This is a genomic window from Streptococcus vicugnae, from assembly GCF_016461705.1.
Taxonomy (GTDB): domain Bacteria; phylum Bacillota; class Bacilli; order Lactobacillales; family Streptococcaceae; genus Streptococcus; species Streptococcus vicugnae.
Window position 1 is genome coordinate 423,951 of record NZ_JAEMHW010000002.1, and the last position, 22,574, is coordinate 446,524.

Here is a 22,574-nt window from a genome sequence, read left to right on the forward strand (position 1 = left end):
TTTTGAATTCTACAGATATTTGCAAAAGGTGTCAAGGAAAAACCAGACCACAATAGCAAGTCATTCTACTTCCGCATGATGCGCTTACGCCATTCCTCGAGCCCAACAATGACAAACGGACACAGTACCAAATATACCCAATGCCAAAAACCTAGACTTGCGGTATTGAATAGATTATGGAAAATTGGTACATAAACCAAAATGACAAAAATAATCAATTCAACAATCAAACCGATATTAATCAAAGGATTACCAAATAATTGTAACTTGCGAATCGATTGATCAGATGTCCGACTATTCATCACCATACCAATTTGACAGAAAATAATAGCACCAAGAGTCATAGTTGTGGCTTCTTGATAAAGTTGACCAGAGCTAGCAAGCTCAGTCAAATGGCCATTATGCAAGAGATAAGTGATAAAGAAGGCACCCATGGCAAGTGCTGATTCAATCAAGCCATACCATAGAAAAGCTTTAATAAGCAATTTTTTATCTAACAAACGATCTGTCAATTTACGAGGAGGTTGATTCATGACACCTAGTTCTGGAGGTTCAACCCCTAAACCAAGCGCGGGAATCATATCTGTTCCCAAATCAACTGCTAGAATTTGCATAACAGTCAAAGGAAGTGGCACAAAACCTCGTGACAAGAGAAAGAAGGCAGATGGCACCGCTTCTGGTGTGTTGGAATTAAAGATGTAGGTCAAGAATTTCTTGATGTTATGGTAAACGGCACGCCCTTCTTCAACCGCATCAACGATGGAAGCAAAGTGGTCGTCTGTTAAAATCATATCCGCAGACTCTTTAGCAACATCAGTACCAGTCAACCCCATGGCAACACCGATATCAGCCTTCTTAAGAGCAGGAGCATCATTGACGCCATCACCTGTTACAGCAACGACTTCGCCCAATTCTTGCAAAGCTGTTACCACACGGTATTTTTGCTCTGGTGCCACACGCGCAAAGACAATCTCACCTTTAAGAGCTTCTTTTAAGGCGTCATCAGACATCTCTTCTAATTCAAGACCTGTTACCACACGCGCATCATCGCCACGCACAATACCGATTTTCTTAGCGATACTAAGAGCTGTCAAACCATAATCACCAGTCACCATGATAATACGGATACTTGCTTTATGGCACTTTTCAATAGCTTCACGAACACCGTCACGTGGTGGGTCACTCATGGCAATCAAACCAAGAAAAATCATATTCTTTTCAAGAGTTTCTTGTGTCCAATCATCTTCTTGACTCAAACGATCACTTTCCAAAGTACGATAAGCTAGCGCCAAAACACGCAAACCATCTCTTGCAAAGGCATCGTTTGCGGCTAAGATACGTGATTGAACGTCTGCAGTCATTTCATGAATACCTGTTTGGTCTTTGTAAAAATGGCAGAGCTCAACCATTTCTTTCGGAGCTCCCTTGGTGATTGACACCAAAGAACTACCATCTACTTGGCTATCAACACGATTAATCGTCGTCATACGCTTGCGCACCGAATCAAAAGGTAATTCTTTCAAACGCGGTGCCCAGTCATTATTTTTCTCTAAGGTTAAGCCAGCTTTTTCCGCCAAGACATTCAAGCAGGCTTCCGTTGGGTCACCAAGTACTGTGTAAGAAGGATTGTCATCATTTGGCGCCAAGACTTGTGCATTGCTACAGAGGTGAGCGAAGCGGACTAAGTATTCCAGCGGTTGATTTTCGACAAGCGCAGCTTTCTTACCATTGCTGTTGCGGATATCACCTTCAGCTGCATAACCAAGGCCAGTCACCTCATATTGACCAGACACTTGCCAGAGGTGATTGACTGTCATGGCATTTTGAGTCAATGTCCCGGTTTTATCCGAGCAAATGACTGAGGTTGCTCCCAAGGTTTCAACTGACGATAATTTTTTAACCAAGGCATTGGACTTAGCCATGCGTTGCACCGCCATTGCCAAAGAAAGGGTTACTGTTGGAAGCAAACCTTCTGGGATAAAAGCAACAATCATCCCAAGGGCAAAAATGAAAGATTTAGCAAAAGGTTCACGAACAAATAAAGTTGCTGCGATAAAGAAGATAACACCTACTGTAATGGCAATGACCGAAATTTGTTTGGTCAAATGGTCCAATTCTTTTTGAAGTGGACTCTTGTCATCAGTCATATTTTGCGTCAAATGAGCGATTTGCCCAAATTGTGTTGACATACCGATTGCAGACACAACCATTTTAGCTGAACCAGATGAAACAGTCGTTCCGGCAAAGACCATATTGTCATACTCGAGAGCTGTTTTTTGCGGGTCAGTATCAGCTTCGCTATTTTTATAAACAGGATTTGATTCACCGGTTAAGGCAGATTGGTTAACCTGCAAATCAGTCGCAAAGATAATACGACCATCAGCTGAGATACGGTCTCCTTCTTCAATCAAGATAAGGTCGCCAGGCACCAATTCTTCAGCTAAGACTTTTTCTTCTTGCCCCTCACGAATAACACGCGCATAAGAAGGCAACATTTTCTTCAACGCCTGGGTTGCTTGACTAGCCCGATATTCTTGAACAAAGCTAAAAACCCCATTGATAATATTAACAAACCAGATAGCAAGCCCTAGTTCAACACTATGAGATAAAATAGCCACCGCTCCACCTACCCAAAGCAAAATCGCCATCAGACTGGTAAAGTTTTTAATAAAGGTCACAATGATAGGTTCTTTTTGAGCTTCTTTTAATCGATTAGGACCATATTGGTTTTGACGTTCTTTAACTTGTTTTCGACTTAGTCCAGAGCTTTGCGTAGCAGCGGCCTGATAAATATCCTTTGCTGCGTAAGTTTCAAGGCCAAGTTGAACATTATTTTTTTGTGTTCTATCAGTCATAACTTGCTCCTCGATTTCTAAAAACGGTTTCACGTTCTTAAGGCCATTATACTACTTTTTAAAAATAAAGAGATAAATGAAGTCAGCTTTTCAAAGCATTTTCAACAGACATTTCATATGTGTACAAAAACATCTTAGACCTATATATCTAAGATGTTTTTGTATTTTAAAAATATACTCTAAATTATTAACGTATCATTCAAAAGATCAAGTAAATTTTCTTCTAAATATAACTCAATGATATGAAAATAAACTTCACCATCATGTATAAATTGGTACTCTTTTACTGGATACTCTGCAGTTGTTAGATTAAAAAAGTTACAGTATTTGCTTATATAAGCCGGTTTTTTTAGGCCAGAAAAAATTATTACTCTCCTGTAATCAATTTTTTCTAAAATTTTACCAATCGGTATTGAACAATTCTGAACATGAAAATCATCCAATTGATTTACTTTATCAGCATCATAAATAACAATACCACCAGCTTTTAATGTTGTAGCTCGCAAGATCAAAGAATCTCCCCAATTATACCGAATAGAATAGTCTCTATCACAAATAATACGTTCTTGAATTATTTCTACTTCAACCTTTTTATTTGTTATTGCTTCTAAAATTGAAGTAGTCGAGCCAGTATTTTGAAATAAAATATCACTAAGAACCTTTTTCAAATTTCTTTTCATTTGCCCACCTTGTTACAACAAAGAACCATTAATTATCAACCTTCTTAAAAGCTCCTGCTTGATAATACAATAGCAACGAAAGAGCAATCATTACTGCTGCAAAAACAGCAATTCCTGAAAATCCTGTAAATTGTTCAAATAAGATACCACCAACAATCCCTGCAATGGTTTCACCCAAATACATCACGGCATTTGATAATGATGAAATCGTACTTCGAGCATTTTCAACAGTACTTTGCAATGTCGTCATAAATAATGGAAAAATAAATCCATTATTCACATAAATAATAGTCAATAATACTTCTGCCATCCAAAAATGATGAACAAATAACAGCGCCACGTAAAGAATAACAAGTGTCATCAGTTCTGTTTTAAATGTTTTTTGTAAACCAAAACATTTAACAATATGACTGCCCAAAAGTGATCCAGCAAGATTACCAGCACCAATAGCAATAATTGCTGTACTAATATTAGCTAAAGACAAACCAAAGCTATGATTAAACCAAGTCGCAATAAAAGTGATTGCTGTAAATGATCCCGTCTGAAACACAAAATAAGCTAAAAGATAAGACACGGATTTTTTATTCGTTAAAACATTTTTATAAGCTACTGTAAAGGAAATTCTGTGTCCTGTTCCAATTTCCAATTTTGGCATATAAAAATTAATAAGAAGTAATAAGACCAAAGAGGCCGCTGAAATGGTAATGAATGGTGCACGCCATGAAATTCCCGCAAGATAACCACCGATTGGAACACCCGCCATTTGAGAAACAGATAAACCAGCAGTTGCATAACCCATCACCTGAACAATATGTTTCTTATCAACCACCACTGGAATCGATGCCCAAACTTGAGGTGTCACAAAAGAGGCACTAATCCCAGCCAAAAAACGAAACAAAAGCATCAAAGTAAATGAATTGGCAAAGCCACACAAAAAAGTTGAAATCGTAAAGGCTAATAGACCATAGACCATCACTTTTTTTCGATCTCTTCCATCTGAAATTGGCCCTGAAACCAAAGCAAATAGAGCATAACCAATAGCATACGCACTAACCATCCAGCCAGAAATTGACGTATCAATATGATAAAGACTAGATAAAGTCGTTAACAATGGAGAAATCAAAAACGTATCTGTTCCAATGATAAACATTGTTAAAAAGAACAAGGAAGCATATTTTTTCATTTTTATAATCACACTTTCTATTAATTGAAAAACAAGCTGATATTATCAGCATCACCCAGCAATCACAATCTCCTCTCACTTTAGTTCAATAGTTCAAAGACTTTTGAAATATTATGTAATATATTACTACTCAAAAGAAATACTGTCAAGATTTATTTTCAGAAAATTAAAAAAGCACTTAATAAATTGACAAATAAAACTTCCGATAGTACAATTTTCGTATGACTATTGAACAATATTCTAACTATAATGATGAAGATTTAATCAAAATTTTTAAAGCCTTAGCTGATCCAGTCAGATTAAATATTCTTCGTATCTTATCGAAGAGAGAAAGTGAGCTTGGCTGTGGTGAAATCGGTGAATTGCTCAATATGAGCAAATCCGCTGTCTCTTACCACTTTAAAACTCTACGCGAGGCTGGCCTAACGATTACCCGAAAAGCTGGGCAAAATAAATTTGTCCGATTAAACCATGACACTCTTGAAAAATACTCATTAACCAATTTAATTAATAATTTATAATAAAAAAACTGGAGTAAACTCCAGCTTTTTTTATGCTTATTCTGCGGCCAAAATTCCTTGTTTTTGAATTTCTCCCAAGAAGAAACGTGCAATTGGACCGACAATGATAAAGTTATAAGGTAAAGCAACAACAAAGTTTGTCAACCAAGTACGACCGTACAAAGCCAAGCTAACATTTGACAAGCCATGACTAAAAATCATTCCATAAAGTGACATGCAAGTTACCATACCAAGAACCATGCAGCCTGACACCGTAAGGATTTTTACTAATTGATGTTTTAAACCACTTGGCAGAATTCCAAATGCGATTTTTTTAGCAATTGGTCCAACAATTAGAGTATCTAAAATAAAAGCAACGATAAATCCTGGAATGAAACCTAAAAAGACATGTTGCCATGAAAAAGCACCTGCAACAACTAAATTCCAAATACTCATTCCAAAAACCATCATTCCACACATCAAACATGTAAACACCATTGCTTCTTTAAAATTACGAGGCATCTTATTCTCCATTCATTTTATATAATCGATTATCGACCCTCAACCTAGGTCGGCGTACAACAATATGTCCTCCGCTAGGATAGTGCCTGAATGGATTTTTTACTCCAACACTTCTCCAATCAACTCCAGTTTACAGTCAACAGGATTCAGTCTACCATAAAAAAATTTTCTTCGTAAGTGATTTTTGCCAAAAAATAAAAGTAAACGTTTTACCTGAAAAATCAATCTAAAAACTAACAAAAACACCTCCTGCAAAAGGGCTGAGCCATTTTACAAAAAGGTGTTTTAAGATGTTATTCACTAATGGCGTTACCTGTGTAGAGTTGGTAGTAACGGCCTTTTTGGGCAATTAATTCGTCGTGGTTACCACGTTCGATGATACGTCCTTGTTCAAGTACCATGATACAATCAGCATTGCGAACTGTTGACAAACGGTGAGCAATGACGAAGGTTGTACGACCTTTCATAAGAGCATCCATACCTTCTTGAACATGAACCTCTGTACGCGTATCGATTGATGAGGTTGCTTCATCAAGAATCAATGCAGGTGGATTTGCGACGGCTGCACGCGCAATCGCAAGTAATTGACGTTGACCTTGAGACAAGTTACTTCCGTCACCAGTTAAAATCGTATCGTAACCATCAGGCAGACGTTTAATAAAGTCATGCGCATTAGCCAATTTTGCAGCATCGATACATTCGTCATCGGTCGCATCCAAACGTCCATAACGAATATTATCCATGACTGTTCCTGTAAAGAGGTGTGTATCTTGAAGTACAATTCCTAAACTGCGACGAAGATCTGCTTTTTTGATTTTACGAATGTTGATACCATCGTAATGAATCTTACCTTCTTGAATATCATAGAAACGGTTAATCAAGTTTGTAATGGTTGTCTTACCAGCACCAGTTGACCCAACAAAGGCAATTTTTTGACCAGGTTCCGCAAAAAGATTGATTTCATGAAGCACCATCTTATCATCATTATAACCGAAAGTTACATCTGAGAAGGTTACACGACCTTCTTGTTTGTGATAAGTGACACTACCATCCTCATGCGGATGTTTCCATGCCCATGTACCAGTTGCTTCTTCAACTTCTTGAAGATTTCCATCAGCATCTTCTTTAGCATTAACCAATTCAACATAGCCTTCATCAACTTCAACTTCAGCGTCAAGCAATTTGAAGACACGGTCTGCACCGGCCATCGCCATAACCACTGAGTTGATTTGTTGGCTGATTTGAGTAATTGGGTTAGTAAATCCACGGTTCAAAGCAAGGAAAGAAACCAAAGTTCCCAAAGTCAAACCAGCATAACCATGAAGTGCCAAAGCCGCACCGAGCATGGCACAAAGAACATATGAAATGTGTCCAATGTTAGCAGATACTGGCATCAAGATATTGGCAAAAATATTGGCATTTGTAGCCGAATGACGAAGTTCTTGATTGAGTTTACGGAAATCTTCTTTGGCACGTTCTTCGTGATTAAAGACTTTAACAACTTTTTGCCCATCCATCATTTCTTCGATGAAACCATTAACGCGACCGAGGTCATTTTGTTGGTCATGGAAATATTTTGATGATTGCGCAGCGATTTTACGAGCTACATAAAGCAAAACAATAACCATAAAAACTGACAAGGCTGACAATGGCACATTCAATACTAACATGCTGACAAAGGTTGTCAAAATAGAAAAGCTAGAGTTCACGACTTGGGGAATACTTTGTCCAATCAATTGACGAAGCGTATCAACGTCGTTGGTATAGATTGACATGATGTCCCCGTGAGCATGCGTATCAAAGTACTTGATTGGCAAGCTTTCCATATGCGTAAAGAGGTCAATACGAATACGACGCATTGTTCCTTGTCCCACATAAACCATCAAACGGTTATAAGTGTAAGTACTTGCTACCCCGATAATTCCAATAATGATTAGTTGGAAAATAGCATGTGCTAAACCAGAAAAGTCAGGATTTTTAGCAGCCAAAAGAGGTGTGACATAACTATCAATCAAGGTTTGCATGAACAAACTAAAACGAACCATACAAAGCGCAGCAATCAAAATCAAGACGAAAACAGCCATGAAACGCCATTTATAATTCTTAATCACATAAGCCAAAACACGTTTTAGTGTGGCTTGTTTGTTCACTTCTTTTTTAGGTTGAGCCATTAGTTATTACCTCCTTCCTCATCAAAATCACCGCTACCTTGTTGTTGAACCTCATTGATTTCACGGTAGATAGCGTTTGTTTGTAGTAATTCATCGTGGCTAGCAAAGCCAGAGATTTTACCATCATCAAGCACCAAAATCTTATCTGCGTGTTGCACACTTGAAATACGTTGTGCAATGATAATTTTTGTTGTTCCTGGAATTGTTTCTTCAAATGAACGACGAATATTGGCATCTGTGGCAGTATCCACGGCACTTGTTGAATCATCCAAAATCAAAACTTTTGGTTTTTTCAGCAAAGCACGAGCGATACAAAGACGTTGTTTTTGTCCACCTGAGACATTACTTCCGCCTTGTTCAATCCAAGTATTGTATTTGTCAGGGAAGCGTTCGATAAATTCATCTGCACAGGCTTGGCGACAAGCTTCCATACATTCTTCGTCAGTCGCATTTTCATTACCCCAACGAAGGTTATCAAGAATTGTTCCTGAGAAAAGGACATTTTTTTGAAGCACTACGGCAACTTGGTCACGAAGAACTTCCAAATCATATTCACGAACATCATGTCCACCAACTTTAATTGACCCAGCATCAACATCGTAAAGGCGAGAAATCAAGTTAGCAAATGATGTTTTCCCTGAACCTGTACCACCGATAACACCGATAATTTCACCTGACTTGATGCTCAAATCAATATCAGAAAGCACTTCTTCACCACCGCCATGTTTGTATGAAAAATGCACGTGGTTAAATTCAATGCTACCATCTGGAACTTCCATCAAAGGAGTTTCTGGATTAACGATGTCAGCTTTTTCATTCAAGACTTCAGCAATACGTTCAGCACTTGCTGTGCTCATTGAGACCATAACCATAATCATTGACAACATCATTAGTGACATCATCATGGCAAAGATGTATGACATTAAGGATGTCAATTCACCTGTTGTCAAACTACCATCAACGATAAACTGTGCCCCAAACCATGACAAGCAAATAATACATGTAAAGATGATAAACATCATGACTGGCACATTGAAGATGATAATTTTTTCAGCTTTTACAAAAAGGCGATAAATATTTTCAGCAGCCTTAGTGAATTTTTTATTTTCATATTTTTCACGAACAAATGCTTTCACCACTCGAATGGCTGAAATATTTTCTTGAACACTAGCATTCAAATCATCATACTTACGAAAGACGTAATTGAAAGTTGTCATAGCCTTACGCATGATAAATAGAAGAGATGCTCCTAAAATCAAAACAGCCGCAAGGAAAATCAAACTCAAGCGGCGATCCACCACAAAACACATAATCATACTAACAATGATTGTTAACGGTGCACGCACAACAATACGAATGATCATTTGATAAGCATTCTGTACATTTGTAACGTCTGTTGTCATACGAGTGACAAGACCAGCTGTACTGTATTTATCAATATTTGAAAAGGCGAAGGTTTGAATATTTTCATACATTCCTTCACGCAAATTAGCAGCAAACCCAGCTGAGGCTTGCGCAGCGAATTTACCAGCCAAGAAACCAGTTGTTAAACCACATGTGGCAAGAACCAACATCAAGATTCCATACTTCATGGCAACAGCCAAGTTCCCAGCTTGTACCCCTTGGTCAATTAACTTAGCAATGACAAAAGGGACTGACATATCGAAGAAAACCTCTAAAGCTGCACACAAAGGAGCAAGTAAAGATGGTGTCTTATACTCCTTGACTTGAGCTAAAAGAGTTTTAATCATTCTCGTCACCTCTTTCTACAACATTATAATAAGCTCGTTCGAGCAATGAATGAAATGTTTCTTGATCTTTATCAAAAAAGCCTCTAATGATATCGTCTTCAGACTCTTCCAAGTGACCACAAACCAGCATAATCAAGTCCAAGCCCTTATCAGAAATACGCACTTTCTTGATACGCTTGTCTTTTTCATCCTGACCTGTAATAACTAATTCCTTTTGTTCCAAACGCGAGATAATCCCAGCCATGGTTGGTTGCGACACTTCAAATTCTCTCTCTAATTCCTTATAAGTACAACAATCCTTGTCATCTTTTAAGTACAACAACACCCAAGCTTGCATAATGGTGATATTATAAGGCTTTAAGAAATTATTCATGTTTTGTTCTAAACGATGCGCAATTCGCTTAACAAGCCAACCATATGGAGCATTTTTAGAATTCATAGTTACCTCCGACAATAAAAAAGCAAGTCCCTAAAAAACATCCGTCAGAATTTGTAGACATTTTTTAAAGTTTGCTAAACATTCCATTTTATTCCATTAATTATTATAAAACTTTAAGTTAAAAAGTCAATAGCCCGCTATTGATTTTTTTAAAATCAAAAAAAGCCTGTTTTGATTCAAAACAGACTATCTTACATTTATCCCTCAACTTTTTCGCTGAGTTCTTCCCATTCTAACATGAGGGTTTCTTGTTGTTCAGTTAATTCATCAAGTTCTTTTTGAAGATCAACAAGTTCTGTTGCGTCATTTGTAGCCAACATGGCTTGATTGATTTCTTCTTCACGCGCCTCAATCTCTTCTAATTGATTTTCGATTTCAGCAATGCGACGTGTGAGTTTGCGAAGTTCTTTTTGATTGGCTTTTTGCGCTTGATAATCATTAGCTGGCGCTTTTTCAACGACTACAGTTGTTTTTTCTTGCGCTTCTTCTTCCTTCATGCGAGCCAATTCTTCCAGCTCTGCTTTTTTCTCAAGGTAATAATCATAATCGCCAAGATAAAGGGTTGAGCCTTCTTCAGAGATTTCAAGCACTTTCGTTGCCACACGGTTAATGAAATAACGGTCGTGACTGACAAATAAAAGTGTCCCGTCAAAATCAATCAAAGCATCTTCCAAAACTTCCTTACTGTCGATATCCAAGTGGTTGGTTGGTTCATCAAGGATAAGGAAGTTATTATTTTGCATTGATAATTTGGCAAGTAAAAGACGAGCGCGCTCACCACCAGAAAGCATGCTAACAGATTTCTTAACATCGTCACCAGAGAAGAGAAAAGCTCCCAGGCGATTGCGGATTTCCACTTCTGGTGTCGTTGAAAAATCATTCCATAGCTCATCAAGGACAGTATTGGTACGTGTTAAATTGGATTGTGTTTGGTCATAGTAACCCACTTCAACGTTAGCGCCATAAGTCGATGAGCCTTTAATAAATGGAATTTGACCCACGATTGATTTAATCAAAGTAGATTTTCCGATACCATTTGGTCCAACAATGGCAATGGCATCAAATTTCTTGACATCAATGTTGATTGGTTCTGACAAGATTTGGTCATCATAGCCAATCGCTGCATCTGCTACTGTCAATACAACATTTCCTGACACTTTATCAGCGTGGAAAGTCATATTAGCTGATTTTTGACCAGCTGTTGGTTTATCCAAACGCTCCATTTTTTCCAATTGCTTACGGCGAGCTTGGGCACGTTTTGTCGTTGAAGCACGAACAATGTTACGTTGAACGAAGTCTTCTAACTTAGCAATTTCTTTCGCTTGTTTTTCATAATTTTTGGCTTCGAGCGCTAATTTTTCAGCCTTCAAATCCATAAATTTAGAATAGTTACCAACGTATCGGTCAAGCGAATGTTTTGTCAAATCAAGCGTCACTGTTGCAACTTTATCAAGGAAGTAACGGTCGTGACTGACAATAATCAAAGCGCCTTGATAGTTGACCAAGTAATTTTCAAGCCAAGCAATGGTTTCAATGTCCAAGTGGTTGGTTGGTTCGTCAAGTACAAGAAGTTCAGGCTTTTCAAGCAACATTTTAGCAAGAGCCAAGCGCGTATTTTGCCCACCAGACAACTCAGAAATCTTCATTTGCCACATCGATTCATCAAATTTGAACCCATTCAAAATGGCTTTGATTTCTGCCTCGTAAGTGAATCCACCTTTAACACGAAATTCTTCTGATAAACGGTCGTAATCCGACATCAATTTATCAAAAGCATCACCTGTTAGCTCTGCCATTTGCATTTCCATCTTACGAAGACGAGATTCCATGCTACGCACATCATCAAAGACATGCAACATTTCATCAAAAATGGTATTTTCTGACTCAAAACGGCTATCTTGCGCCAAATATGACAAACTTAAGTCACGTTTTGTATTGATTTCACCTGATGTTGGTGCTTCTTCACCGACTAAAATTTTAAGCAAAGTTGATTTACCAGCACCATTTCGCCCAACAAGCGCAATACGGTCCTTTTCATCAACTTGAATATTAATATTATCAAATAAGACATCACCCGAAAATGAGCGTTCAATTTTGTTTCCTTGTAAAATAATCATAGTTCTATTTTAACAAATCCTCACTCGTTAAACTAGGATAATATCAAAAAATCTGCCCAAAGAACAGATTTTCGTATGTGTATGCGTTATTGATTATAAATCGATTGAACTTTTTGGATATCGACATCTTGAATGCCATAGTATGAACCTGACGATTGCATGACTGATTCTTCCTTATCATCATGGTCAAGTCCGATAGCGTGGCCCAACTCATGTTCAGCAGTGTAAACAATTCGATTGTGCGTATAACCATAATCATTATCAAGCAAGTAATAGGTATTTAACTTCACATCGACGTGCGTAATCTGATTAGTCAACGCATTTGTCTCAGTTTCAGCTAAACCAGCTGCCTTAGAACTAGCATCCGAATATTCAGTTGCAACAATATCTGCTGAATTCTCATCACTAACCAGAGTAAAAGTAAAAGCCCCCGTTGCATTCCAAGCATTGATGGCTTCTTCATAAGCATTTACCAAAGTTTTATTGGTCGTTTTAATATAAACCGTCGCTGAATTACTTGACCAACGTGCTCCAGAATAATGCGTGAAATCATCAGTCGATAAATCCTTTAAATTCTTAGCAATATCATCTTTATTAGCATCAAAGTACGTAACGACACTATTAGCAATATTTGAAATGGAATTTGCTAACTGAGAACTGCTGTTATTGGCATAATAAAGAAGACCAAAACATAAAATGGCAATCAGAACAATCGTCTTAATAATTGCCCAGAAAAAATTCCAGATAATATTGATTATAAGGCTGGGAATAAAAAAGATAATCTTAAAAATTGTTCTCATACATACCCTTTCTTTCTAGAATTCTAAGCAATAACAAATTACCTCGGGCTTTAGTATAACAAGCCCAGCTTAAAAAAACAAGAAAAAATAAACATTTCGGTACACAACAAAAAAGAAGCTAGTAAAAAAACTAGCTTCAAATTATTTTTATCTCACTTCCATAACGACTGGTAAGATAGCTGGGCGACGTTTGGTTTGGTCGAAGAGGAATTTAGCCACTTCATCGCGGACAGCTCCCTTCAATTCACCCCAGTCAAAACTATCTTGTTCAAGATAGTTTTCAACGGTTTGGTTAACCAGTTCAGCTGATTCACGAAGAATATCACGGCTCTTCTTAACGTAAACAAATCCGCGCGTGTGAATTTTCGCTTTTGATACAATTTTCTTCTCACGTTTATTAACAGTTAGTGCAACAATGAAGATACCATCTTCTGACAAGACTTTACGGTCACGAAGTACGATGTTACCAACATCACCGATGGCATTACCATCAATCATGACATCACCAGCTGGGACGCTTCCTTCATGGTTGAAACCATTTTTACCAAGAACCATGACATCACCACGTTTGACGATGTAGATGTTTTCAGGATACATACCAACTTCTTGGGCCAATTCAGCATGAGCCGCCAAATTGCGGTACTCACCTTGAACTGGGAAAAGGTATTTGGGTTGAAGAAGGTTAAGCATCAACTGCAAATCACGACCGTTGGCATGACCTGAGACATTAAGAGTCTTCGTAATAAGGTTAACTGTACCACCAGCTTTGTAAATCAGATTTTCAACACGCGCAACAGCTGCTTCTTTTGAAAGACTTGGTGTTGTAACGATGTAAACCAAATCACCATCTTTAATTTGAACATAACGGTGACGACCAAGAGCCATTTTGTGCAAACCGTTGATTGGTTCACCCATACGACCAGCTTCTAAGATAATCAATTCGTGATCTTCGTATTTATGCATGTCTTTTGGTTTGATGATTAATTTTTCATCAACCAAACGAAGACGCTTCATGCGGATAGCTGTGCGAACAATATTTTCAGCATCAAATCCAGTCAAGACCACACGACGACCGTATTCAGCAGCTGAGTCAAAGACTTGTTGAATACGCACAAGGTTTGAAGCAACCGCAGCGATAATCACACGGCCTTCAGCGTCAGCAATGGCGCTATCCATTTCAGCAGCAACTTCTGCTTCACTAGCTGTCATTACATGGCTTGTAGCGTTAGCAGAATCAGAAAGAAGGGCAAGAACACCTTCACGTCCAATTTCTGTCAAACGTCCCAAGTCAGTGCGGTAATATTTACGCGCAGCTTGGTCAAATTTGAAGTCACCAGTGTAGACAATATTTCCTTCATCAGTACCAACAACAATCCCCAAACTTTCAGGAACTGAGTGAGTTGTTTTGAAGAATGAAATCGTAGCATCTGCAAATTCAATTTCTGTTTCAGCATCAATAACATGAAAGTTATTGAATTTTTTAACGTTATTGTTTTTCTTAACGAAAAGCTTAGCTAATTCGATAGTCAATGGTGACCCGAATACTGGTGCTTTGAACTCAGATAAAATATAAGGCAAAGCTCCGATGGCATCTGCGTGTCCGTGTGTCAAGAAAATCCCTTGCACACGTTTTTTGTTTTCAATTAGATAATCAAGGTTTGGAATGACTTCATCCACACCAAGTTGCTCATTTTCAGGATACTTCAGTCCAGCATCCAAAACGAAAATTGAGTCATTAACTTCTACCACATAGAGGTTTTTCGCATTTTCACGAACCCCACCTAGGGCAATAATTTTAATATCGCTCATGACGATGTTTTCTCCTCTTTTTTATTTTTTTATACGTGCAACTTAATTGCTTATGAATTTTACTAACGGTCCTTGCCTCCAAAAAGGTTAGCAAGTCGAATTACAGCAATTTAATTGTAACATATTTTCAGAAGATTTTCTTCTTTGTGATTTGGAAAAGTTACTTAAGCACATAAAAAACGCCCGAAGGCGTTTGGTCTATTCGAATAATTGATAGTAATCAGCAATTGCCATTTGTGCTTTTTCCTCTTGATTAAGATCTTTGATGATTTTACCATCTTTCATAACAATCAAGCGATTTCCATATTTAAGAGCATCTTCCATGTGGTGGGTAATCATGAGCGCAGTCAATTGGTCACCCGATACAAATTCATCTGTCAAGTTCATCAAAGACACGCTTGTTTTAGGGTCAAGTGCTGCGGTGTGTTCATCGAGCAATAGCAATTCTGGACGTTTCAGCGTAGCCATCAAAAGGCTGAGCGCTTGACGTTGCCCACCTGATAAAAGACCCGTTGGAGTATCTAAATGTTTTTCAAGACCATTACCAGTTCGTGCCACAAGTGCTTTAAATTCATCTGTGAAAGCATGGATTTTTCGTGGCAAGAGACCACGTTTTTCACCACGGTATTTGGCAATCAAAAGATTTTCTGCCACCGTCATACGCGGTGCTGTCCCCATTTTAGGGTCTTGAAAGACACGCGCAAGATAATTGGCACGTTTTTCAGCAGGCAGATGCGTCACATCTTTTCCAAGGATTGAAATGCTTCCGCTAGTTAACATCAAAGTCCCAGCAATCACATTGAAAAGAGTTGATTTACCAGCACCATTTCCACCTAAAATCGTTAAAAAGTCATGCTCATAAATGGTCAAGTTCACATCATCAAGGATTGTTTTGACCTCATCAAGACCATTATTAACTTGAACAGTTGCATTTTTTAATTCTACAATTTTTTTCATCGTGATAAGGTCACTCCTTTAAAGAATTTATTTTTAAGAACTGGGACCATGAGGCAGATTGCTAGGACTAAGGCGCTGAACAATTTGAGGTAGTTTGTATTGAAACCAAGTGCAATCACACCTGTGATTAAGAATTGATACAAGATTGAACCAACCACAATAGCAATCAAACGTTCAAGAAGGGTTAATCCTGTTGAATAAAGAACTTCACCGATAATAATACTTGCAAGCCCAATAACAATGACACCAATCCCTTTTGACACATCAGCGTAGCCATCTTGTTGGCTAACAAGGGCACCAGACAAAGCAATCAAACCATTTGAAATCGTAAGCCCCATCACTTCCATACGGTCAGTGTTAATTCCGAAACTTTTAGCCATATCACGGTTATCACCTGTTGCAATATAAGCCTGACCAAGTCGTGTACAAAGGAAAAAGATAAGCGCTGAAATCACGATAATCACTGCTAAAAGACCAATAACCAAAAGATTTGTACTATCAGAAAATGGAAGCAATGCTTGCAAAGGTTTGATGTTTAGTAAACCAAGATTGGCGCGTTTCATCACCATAAGCATGATTGAGTTACAAGACGTCATTACCAAAATTCCTGCTAAAAGCGTTGGGATTTTTCCTTTAGTGTAAAGAAGACCAGTAACCAGCCCCGCCACACATCCAGCTAGCATACCAGCTAAAGTGGCTAAAAGCGGATGGGTTCCACCATTCATTAACGTAACGGCAACAGCGCCACCTAATGGGAAAGAACCTTCAGTGGTCATATCTGGGAAATTGAGGATTCGGAAAGTCAGGTAAATTCCTAGACCAAGAATTCCCCACAAAAGACCTTGTGAAACTGACGAAATAATCATATGATGTTTTCTCCTTCTCTCCTAATTTTCATCTGCTTTGACAGCTACTGTTGCTTTTGACAACATGCTATCTGGAATCGTAATGCCAAGTTCTTGGGCTTCTTTCAAGTTAAGGGTTGGGGTACCAGTATTAACGATGTTAACTGGGACGTCTGATACTTTTTTACCAGCAAGTAATTTAACAGCAATCTTAGCTGTTTCAACACCCAAATCATATTGGCTTTGAGCAACTGAAGCGATACTTCCTTGTTCAACCATGGTATCAACGCATGAATAGACTGGAATTTTCGCTGCATTAGCTGAGTTAACAACTGTTGTGAAGGCTGAGGCAATCGTATTATCTTGTGGGACAAAAACAGCATCAACCTTACCAGTCATAACAGACATAGTTGTTTTAATTTCATTCGTTGATGGAACAGCGTATTCAATCACATTGATACCTGCTGCTTTTGCATAGTCTTTAAATTCAGCAACTTGAGATACCGAATTATCTTCACTACTTGCATACAAGACACCGATTGTTTTAGCATTTGGTGTGATTTCTTGAATCATCTCAACAGTTTGTTTGATTGGCACTTGGTTAGAAACGCCTGTAACGTTTCCTTCTGGTTTTTTCAAATTCTTAACCAATTTGGCACCAACTGGGTCTGAAATAGCTCCCATCACAACTGGAATATCTGATGTTGCTGACGCTAAACCTTGTGCAGCTGGTGTGGCAATACCGATAACCACATCGTTTTTTGCATGTACCAATTGTTTACTCATGGTTTGAATCTTGCTTTGATCACCTTCGGCGTTTAAAACAGTGATTTTAGCATTATCTTTGTCATAACCAGCATCAGCTAGACCATCTTCAATCCCTCTTTCAATCTCATCAAGGGCATCATGGGTTACATATTGTAAGATTCCAATTTTAATCTCTCCATTTTTGGCTGACTCATTTTTCGTCTGGTCATAAATCATTGAACCAGCAACTAAAATAACAAGGGCAATAAGTGTTCCAATAAGTGCTTTATTTTTCATCTTTTTCTCCGTTGAATGCTTTATTATTAATTTACTAATGTGTAATCCCGATGAGTCAACTAAAAAGAAAAGCGTCTAGTAAAAACTTACTACACGCTTTTTTATCTTGTAACTAAGATTAGCGCATAGATACTTTTTAGAAGTACTCCAAAAGTCGTATCTATGCCATAACATAAACACAACTTTTACATACGCCAACTTTGCCAACTTGTAAGAGTTTGTGTCATGTTCATATCTTAGCTTCCTCCTGTGTTTTTTAATAATTATAACCTAAATTCTGAAAATTTCAACCTTTTTTCGAAATTTTCTTATTTTTATTCAAAACACAAAAAATTTTTAGTGAAATTCCTAATTAAGATGCTTGATAAAGCTTCTAATAACCTTTGGAAGAGTGTGATAAGAATAAGGTTTATAGAGTCTCTCCTTCCATGTATGAGCACCAATACCGTAGACTCCTAAATCTACAGCAGGAATATCGAGACTCCTGATTGTCTCAACTGGCAAAGGATAAATAGCATCCATCAAAGGAAAATTAGCCTTCAACTTGTCAATGTCTTCTAAGCTTTCTCGCATAGCAAGATAACTTGAATCACTTAAGAATGGGAAAAAGCGTCGCTTCACAAAGTGTTCTTGAGGAAATTCTGCCATCATTTCTTCAAGAGCTCGGTCAACTTCACTACCTAAATCAATATAATTGTGAGGGCAAAACGGTGGTGCTAAAAAGATAATCACCTTTGCTTCATCTGACTGAGTCTTTGCTTCCAAGTAATCAATTAAATCAAAGCCAACTTCTCGTTTATCATAATCTCCAATGCTTTCGAAAAACTTTCTAATCAAAGTTTTGGTATCATACCCTTTTTGTTCTAAGGCATCAAGATATTGGGCAAATGTCATCACATCGATATCATGTGAGATACTGCTGTGAATGCGACTTCTTTCAGAATAGGCTTTAAATCGTTTGCGATAAGTCATTGATAACTCTTGAACCGCTTCTTTGCTTGCTTTCAGCAAAATTTGTAAGACATCATCTGCACTCTTTTCATAAAGAAAAGTATTGAAGTAAAGATTAGCACGCTTGTTAGTTTGTACATTATAGAAGTCTTTACAATCACGTTGAAGCAAGGCAGAACTAGGTAAAATGTCTTCGTTGTCAATTGTTTCAACTAAATCAAGGTTGGTATTGATTTTGAGATTAATAGCACTCGATATTAAAGTCGCATCAATCCCCATCAAGCAACTGCCGACATGTGTTTCTCTCCCTTTAATATAAAAACATGTCAGTATTTTCCCAGCAGCGCCCGTGTAGATATATTTTTTCTCATCACCGTCATATGAAGGAGAAATAAAATCCGTATTAACCGCTGCTTGAAACTCATAACCTGCTTGACGAAGACGTAACAGTTCACTTGAGGCCTGGATGGCACCAGTATGGTCATTTTCCTCAACACAATTTGTCATCAAAAGTAAATTGCAAGGAAGTTCATCTGGATGTTCCATATAGTAGAAAAGTGTCGCAATATTGACTGCATCTCCTGATTTCATATCAAGCATTCCGCGACCAAACAACCAGTCACCAGATTTAGCATGTTCTTGAATAAGTGGGTCTTCGTCATAGTTTTTAAAGAACTCTTGAAGCGCATCTGAATCATTGGCAATAGCTTTTATAGGTCCATAATCTTCAACCCCAACAGTATCCATATGAGAATGCAGAATCACTGTCTTTGATACCTCAGCTTTCTTTAGCAGTGCAAAATTATTCTTACGTTTTAAAGAATCATCTTCTAAAACTTGTTGCCAAACACACTCAGGGTGAGCTGTAAAATACGGCGCTGATTGCACCAATTCATAAATGGCATCAGCCAAATTGACTTCGCCTTTTGTGCCATTAACTGAAAGTATAGACACCAAATATTTAGCAATGGCTTCGATACGTTCTGGCGTGCTCAATTCTTCAATGGTTTCAAATTTCATGATGATACTCTTTCAAAATAGCAACTGCGTTTTTAACCGTTTGAACTTGCAAGGTATTCAGACTATCTTGACTATAAAAGGCAGAATGAGGGGTCAAGATAACATTATCTCGTTTAAGAAATGGATTATCTGAAAGGTCTGGATTTTCACTTTCTAAGACATCAAGCCCCGCTCCAATCACTTTGCCTTCATCTAACGCTTCAATCAGTGCTGCTTCATCCACAAGACTACCACGCGCCACATTGATAAAAATCACTGGTTTTTTCAACTTCTTAAAGAAGTCCCGATTAAAGAAATGCTCATTAGCCGAATTAGCAAACAAATGTAGACTAATCACATCAGCTTCTGCTTGAATAGTCTCAACCGAGACCAATTTGACCCCAATTTCTTCTGCCACTTCTTCTGGCAAAAAAGGATCGTAGGCAATCACAGACATTCCAAAACTTTTTGCACGTTTAGCTACTGCTTGTCCAATTCGACCAAGACCAAAAATAGCTAAGGTTTGCGAGGAAAGCCGCTTAACTTCACCAGCCTTTTGATAACTCCAAAATCCTGCTTCTATGAATTTGCGATGTATAAAGAGTTTTTGATTTAAAGCAAGCAGGAGAGCTATCGTATGATTGGCAACATCTTCTGTTGAATAAGCTCCTAAATTGCGAACAGCAATGCCCAACTTTTCAGCATAGTCAGTATCAATGGTATTTATCCCTGTTGCATTAACTGCAATCCCCTTTAAGTCAGGAAATTTTCCTAAAATATCTTCCTTAAGTGGAAGAAAAGCTGTCAAAAGCACGTCCACACCAGACATTCTTTCAATAAACTCATCTTCATTGATATAAGGATAAACAGTAATTTCGCTATCGGCAGGTAAAAGTTCCTTTAAAAGGTTAACTTCGATACTCAAATCACGCTCCGCCAAAACATTTGGATAATCAGAAATTAACACTTTTAACATGATCTTTCTCCTTTAAAATAGCATCTACCTCACTAACTAAACGGTGCATTTCTTGTTTTGTACCAATGGTGATACGAACAAAGTCTTTGACTTCTTCTGTCTCGTAGTGACGAACCAAGATATGGCGTTCACGTAATTTTTCATATAATTCCTCCCCTGAAATCAAACGTGAAGACGCATAGACAAAATTCGTCTTACTGTTTAAAACTTTAAAGCCTAAAATACGAAGAGCAGATGTCAAGTAATCACGATTGTCGATAATTTCCTTGACATGTCTTTCAAAATGAAATTCATCTTCTAAACTTGCTATCGCCACTTCTTCTTGTAACAGACTCACATTAAATGGATTAACCGCCATCTTTAAATCTTCCATATCTTTGATGAGTTCTTTACAAGCAACCGCGTAACCAATCCGACCGCCAGCTAATTGACGCGATTTTGAAAAAGTACGAACAACAATAACATTTGAAAATTTCTCAACCAACTTAATAGCTGCTTCTGAAGCACCACCAAAATCAATATAAGCCTCATCAACAATAACCAGGCGCTCTGGATGCGAAGCAACCAATTTCTTGATGGCTGATAAAGGTTTTAAAAATCCTGTTGGTGCATCCGGATTAACAACTAAAACGGCATGTGGAAGATCTTCATAATCTGATAAATCAACGCGTAAATCTTTTGTTAAAGGCACTTCTAATGCTTCATATCCATACGTATCTGCATATCCTTTGTAAAACGGATAAGTCACTTTTGGAAAAGCAATTTTGTCCCCACGATCAAAAAATGTCCTAAAAATTAAATCCAAAACATCATCTGCCCCTGTTCCAACAATGATGTTTGCTTGGTCAAGTGAATGTAGCTGAGCTAATTTTTGACGTAATTTATGTTGACATGGATCGTTATAATAATTTAAGGTCTGAGCATTCTTCAAAACCTCTAAAACACGAGGACTAGGTTCCTGTGAACTTTCATTGGCGTTTAATTTAAGATAATCATCCCCAAGTTGTTCACCAGGCTCATAAGCGACAATAGTTTCAAATGATTTAGCTAAAAATGTTGACATAACAAACTTTCTAAATTGTTTTTTACGTGGCAATCCACATCTACAAATAATTCCTGAGCAATTGATTAATAACGTTCAAGTGGGAAAGTCATGCAATGCACGCCACCGCCTGCTTTCAATAACTCTGTAATATCGACCTCAATAACTTCCATACCTTCACTACGAAGTGCTTCGTTAATAAAAGTATTTTGTTTTAAACTCATCACACGATTATCTCCCAAAGTTTCAACGTTATAACCATGTTTAAAAATCATTTCTTGCGTTCCAGAAATAACCTTAATACCTTTTTCCTTAATCAAGGTAATAAAATCATCTGGTAATCCAGCCTCATAAGCAATAGCAAGTTTAGGTGCTACTAAGTTAAAACACATATCCAAATGCAAATAATCTGGATTGGCTTTAACGGCATAAACCTTGTAACCATATGGTTCTAGCTGCTTACGAATTTCATCAACACCCGTGAGATTAGTGCGGTCAATCACACCAATCGCTAACGTTTTGTTATCAATAAAAGCAAAATCACCCCCTTCAAAGTAACCTTCAGTGACTTCGGCAATCTTTGGAATGCCAAGTCCTGACATGATGTCTTCATAATGCTGACGTTCAGCAAAACGAATTTCTTTTTTAAAGCGTCCTAAGATGTAACCTTCCTTAACATCACCTCCAAAGTCTCTTGCAAAAACGGCATTTGGCATTTTCTTACTTGAAGTCACTTCAACCACTTCAACACCATTATCTTGATATGCCTTAACCACCGCTTCATATTCTCGCATCATTTTATCGTGGTCTAAAGGCTCTGTGTACTGCTCTGAAATCACATTAATCGGCGCAGCATTGACCAAAAAATCTGGACGGCACATTAAGACTTTTCGTAAACGACTAGTTCCATCTACTACTGTCATAAGATTCTCC

General features: G+C 37.8%; 18 protein-coding genes. 1 reads left to right on the forward strand and 17 read right to left on the reverse strand.

Translation table 11 applies throughout. From position 1 onward, the window contains the following. Positions 1-65: 65 nt before the first annotated feature. From JG537_RS05690 to JG537_RS05700, 3 genes are all read right to left on the reverse strand, one after another. A complete protein-coding gene (locus tag JG537_RS05690) occupies positions 66-2,855 on the reverse strand; it encodes a cation-translocating P-type ATPase (protein ID WP_199544242.1) in 2,790 nt (929 codons plus the stop codon). Between the two features lie 179 nt (positions 2,856-3,034). Continuing rightward, positions 3,035-3,535, reverse strand: a complete 501-nt coding sequence (locus JG537_RS05695) for a chorismate pyruvate-lyase family protein (protein ID WP_199544246.1) — start codon at positions 3,533-3,535, stop codon at positions 3,035-3,037. A gap of 28 nt (positions 3,536-3,563) precedes the next feature. Next, a complete protein-coding gene (locus JG537_RS05700; protein WP_199544247.1) occupies positions 3,564-4,718 on the reverse strand; it encodes an MFS transporter in 1,155 nt (384 codons plus the stop codon). A gap of 221 nt (positions 4,719-4,939) precedes the next feature. On the opposite strand from JG537_RS05700, the gene JG537_RS05705 reads away from it, so the two are divergent. Next, the gene (locus JG537_RS05705) at positions 4,940-5,239 is read left to right on the forward strand and encodes an ArsR/SmtB family transcription factor (protein WP_132869617.1); all 300 of its coding nucleotides are present in this window, start codon (positions 4,940-4,942) and stop codon (positions 5,237-5,239) included. Positions 5,240-5,275: 36 nt separating this feature from the next. Here the strand turns inward: JG537_RS05705 and JG537_RS05710 are convergent, their stop codons facing one another. From JG537_RS05710 to JG537_RS05775, 14 genes are all read right to left on the reverse strand, one after another. Further along, positions 5,276-5,740, reverse strand: coding sequence for a DUF2798 domain-containing protein (locus tag JG537_RS05710; protein WP_074625900.1), 465 nt, complete (start codon positions 5,738-5,740; stop codon positions 5,276-5,278). A gap of 293 nt (positions 5,741-6,033) precedes the next feature. Next, positions 6,034-7,911: an ABC transporter ATP-binding protein gene (locus JG537_RS05715; RefSeq protein WP_199544248.1), complete on the reverse strand. Its 1,878-nt coding sequence runs from the start codon at positions 7,909-7,911 to the stop codon at positions 6,034-6,036. Then, a complete protein-coding gene (locus JG537_RS05720) occupies positions 7,911-9,662 on the reverse strand; it encodes an ABC transporter ATP-binding protein (protein ID WP_199544250.1) in 1,752 nt (583 codons plus the stop codon). Before JG537_RS05720 ends, JG537_RS05715 begins: the two co-directional genes overlap by 1 nt. After that, positions 9,655-10,101: a MarR family winged helix-turn-helix transcriptional regulator gene (locus JG537_RS05725; RefSeq protein WP_132869620.1), complete on the reverse strand. Its 447-nt coding sequence runs from the start codon at positions 10,099-10,101 to the stop codon at positions 9,655-9,657. The genes JG537_RS05720 and JG537_RS05725 overlap by 8 nt, the downstream gene beginning before the upstream one ends. Positions 10,102-10,298: 197 nt before the next feature. Continuing rightward, positions 10,299-12,218 (reverse strand): ribosomal protection-like ABC-F family protein, encoded by a 1,920-nt coding sequence (gene abc-f, locus JG537_RS05730; protein WP_132869872.1) that lies wholly within the window; start codon positions 12,216-12,218, stop codon positions 10,299-10,301. Positions 12,219-12,304: 86 nt separating this feature from the next. Further along, a complete protein-coding gene (locus tag JG537_RS05735; protein WP_199544253.1) occupies positions 12,305-13,018 on the reverse strand; it encodes a matrixin family metalloprotease in 714 nt (237 codons plus the stop codon). 147 nt (positions 13,019-13,165) lie between these two features. Next, positions 13,166-14,827, reverse strand: coding sequence for a ribonuclease J (locus JG537_RS05740; protein ID WP_132869060.1), 1,662 nt, complete (start codon positions 14,825-14,827; stop codon positions 13,166-13,168). A gap of 198 nt (positions 14,828-15,025) precedes the next feature. Further along, positions 15,026-15,784, reverse strand: coding sequence for an ABC transporter ATP-binding protein (locus tag JG537_RS05745; protein ID WP_132869061.1), 759 nt, complete (start codon positions 15,782-15,784; stop codon positions 15,026-15,028). Beyond that, positions 15,781-16,650, reverse strand: a complete 870-nt coding sequence (locus JG537_RS05750) for an ABC transporter permease (protein WP_199544255.1) — start codon at positions 16,648-16,650, stop codon at positions 15,781-15,783. Before JG537_RS05750 ends, JG537_RS05745 begins: the two co-directional genes overlap by 4 nt. 21 nt (positions 16,651-16,671) lie before the next feature. Continuing rightward, positions 16,672-17,673: a tryptophan ABC transporter substrate-binding protein gene (gene trpX / locus JG537_RS05755; RefSeq protein WP_132869063.1), complete on the reverse strand. Its 1,002-nt coding sequence runs from the start codon at positions 17,671-17,673 to the stop codon at positions 16,672-16,674. A 348-nt stretch (positions 17,674-18,021) separates the two neighbouring features. Beyond that, the gene (locus JG537_RS05760) at positions 18,022-19,644 is read right to left on the reverse strand and encodes a zinc-binding metallopeptidase family protein (RefSeq protein WP_199544257.1); all 1,623 of its coding nucleotides are present in this window, start codon (positions 19,642-19,644) and stop codon (positions 18,022-18,024) included. Then, positions 19,634-20,599, reverse strand: coding sequence for an NAD(P)-dependent oxidoreductase (locus JG537_RS05765; RefSeq protein WP_199544259.1), 966 nt, complete (start codon positions 20,597-20,599; stop codon positions 19,634-19,636). Before JG537_RS05765 ends, JG537_RS05760 begins: the two co-directional genes overlap by 11 nt. After that, positions 20,577-21,662 carry a histidinol-phosphate transaminase gene (hisC, locus tag JG537_RS05770; protein ID WP_199544261.1) on the reverse strand — a complete coding sequence of 362 codons (1,086 nt, stop codon included), beginning with the start codon at positions 21,660-21,662 and terminating at the stop codon, positions 20,577-20,579. Before hisC ends, JG537_RS05765 begins: the two co-directional genes overlap by 23 nt. A gap of 65 nt (positions 21,663-21,727) precedes the next feature. Next, complete coding sequence (locus JG537_RS05775) at positions 21,728-22,564, reverse strand: dimethylarginine dimethylaminohydrolase family protein (protein ID WP_199544262.1); 837 nt, start codon at positions 22,562-22,564, stop codon at positions 21,728-21,730. Positions 22,565-22,574: the final 10 nt, after the last annotated feature.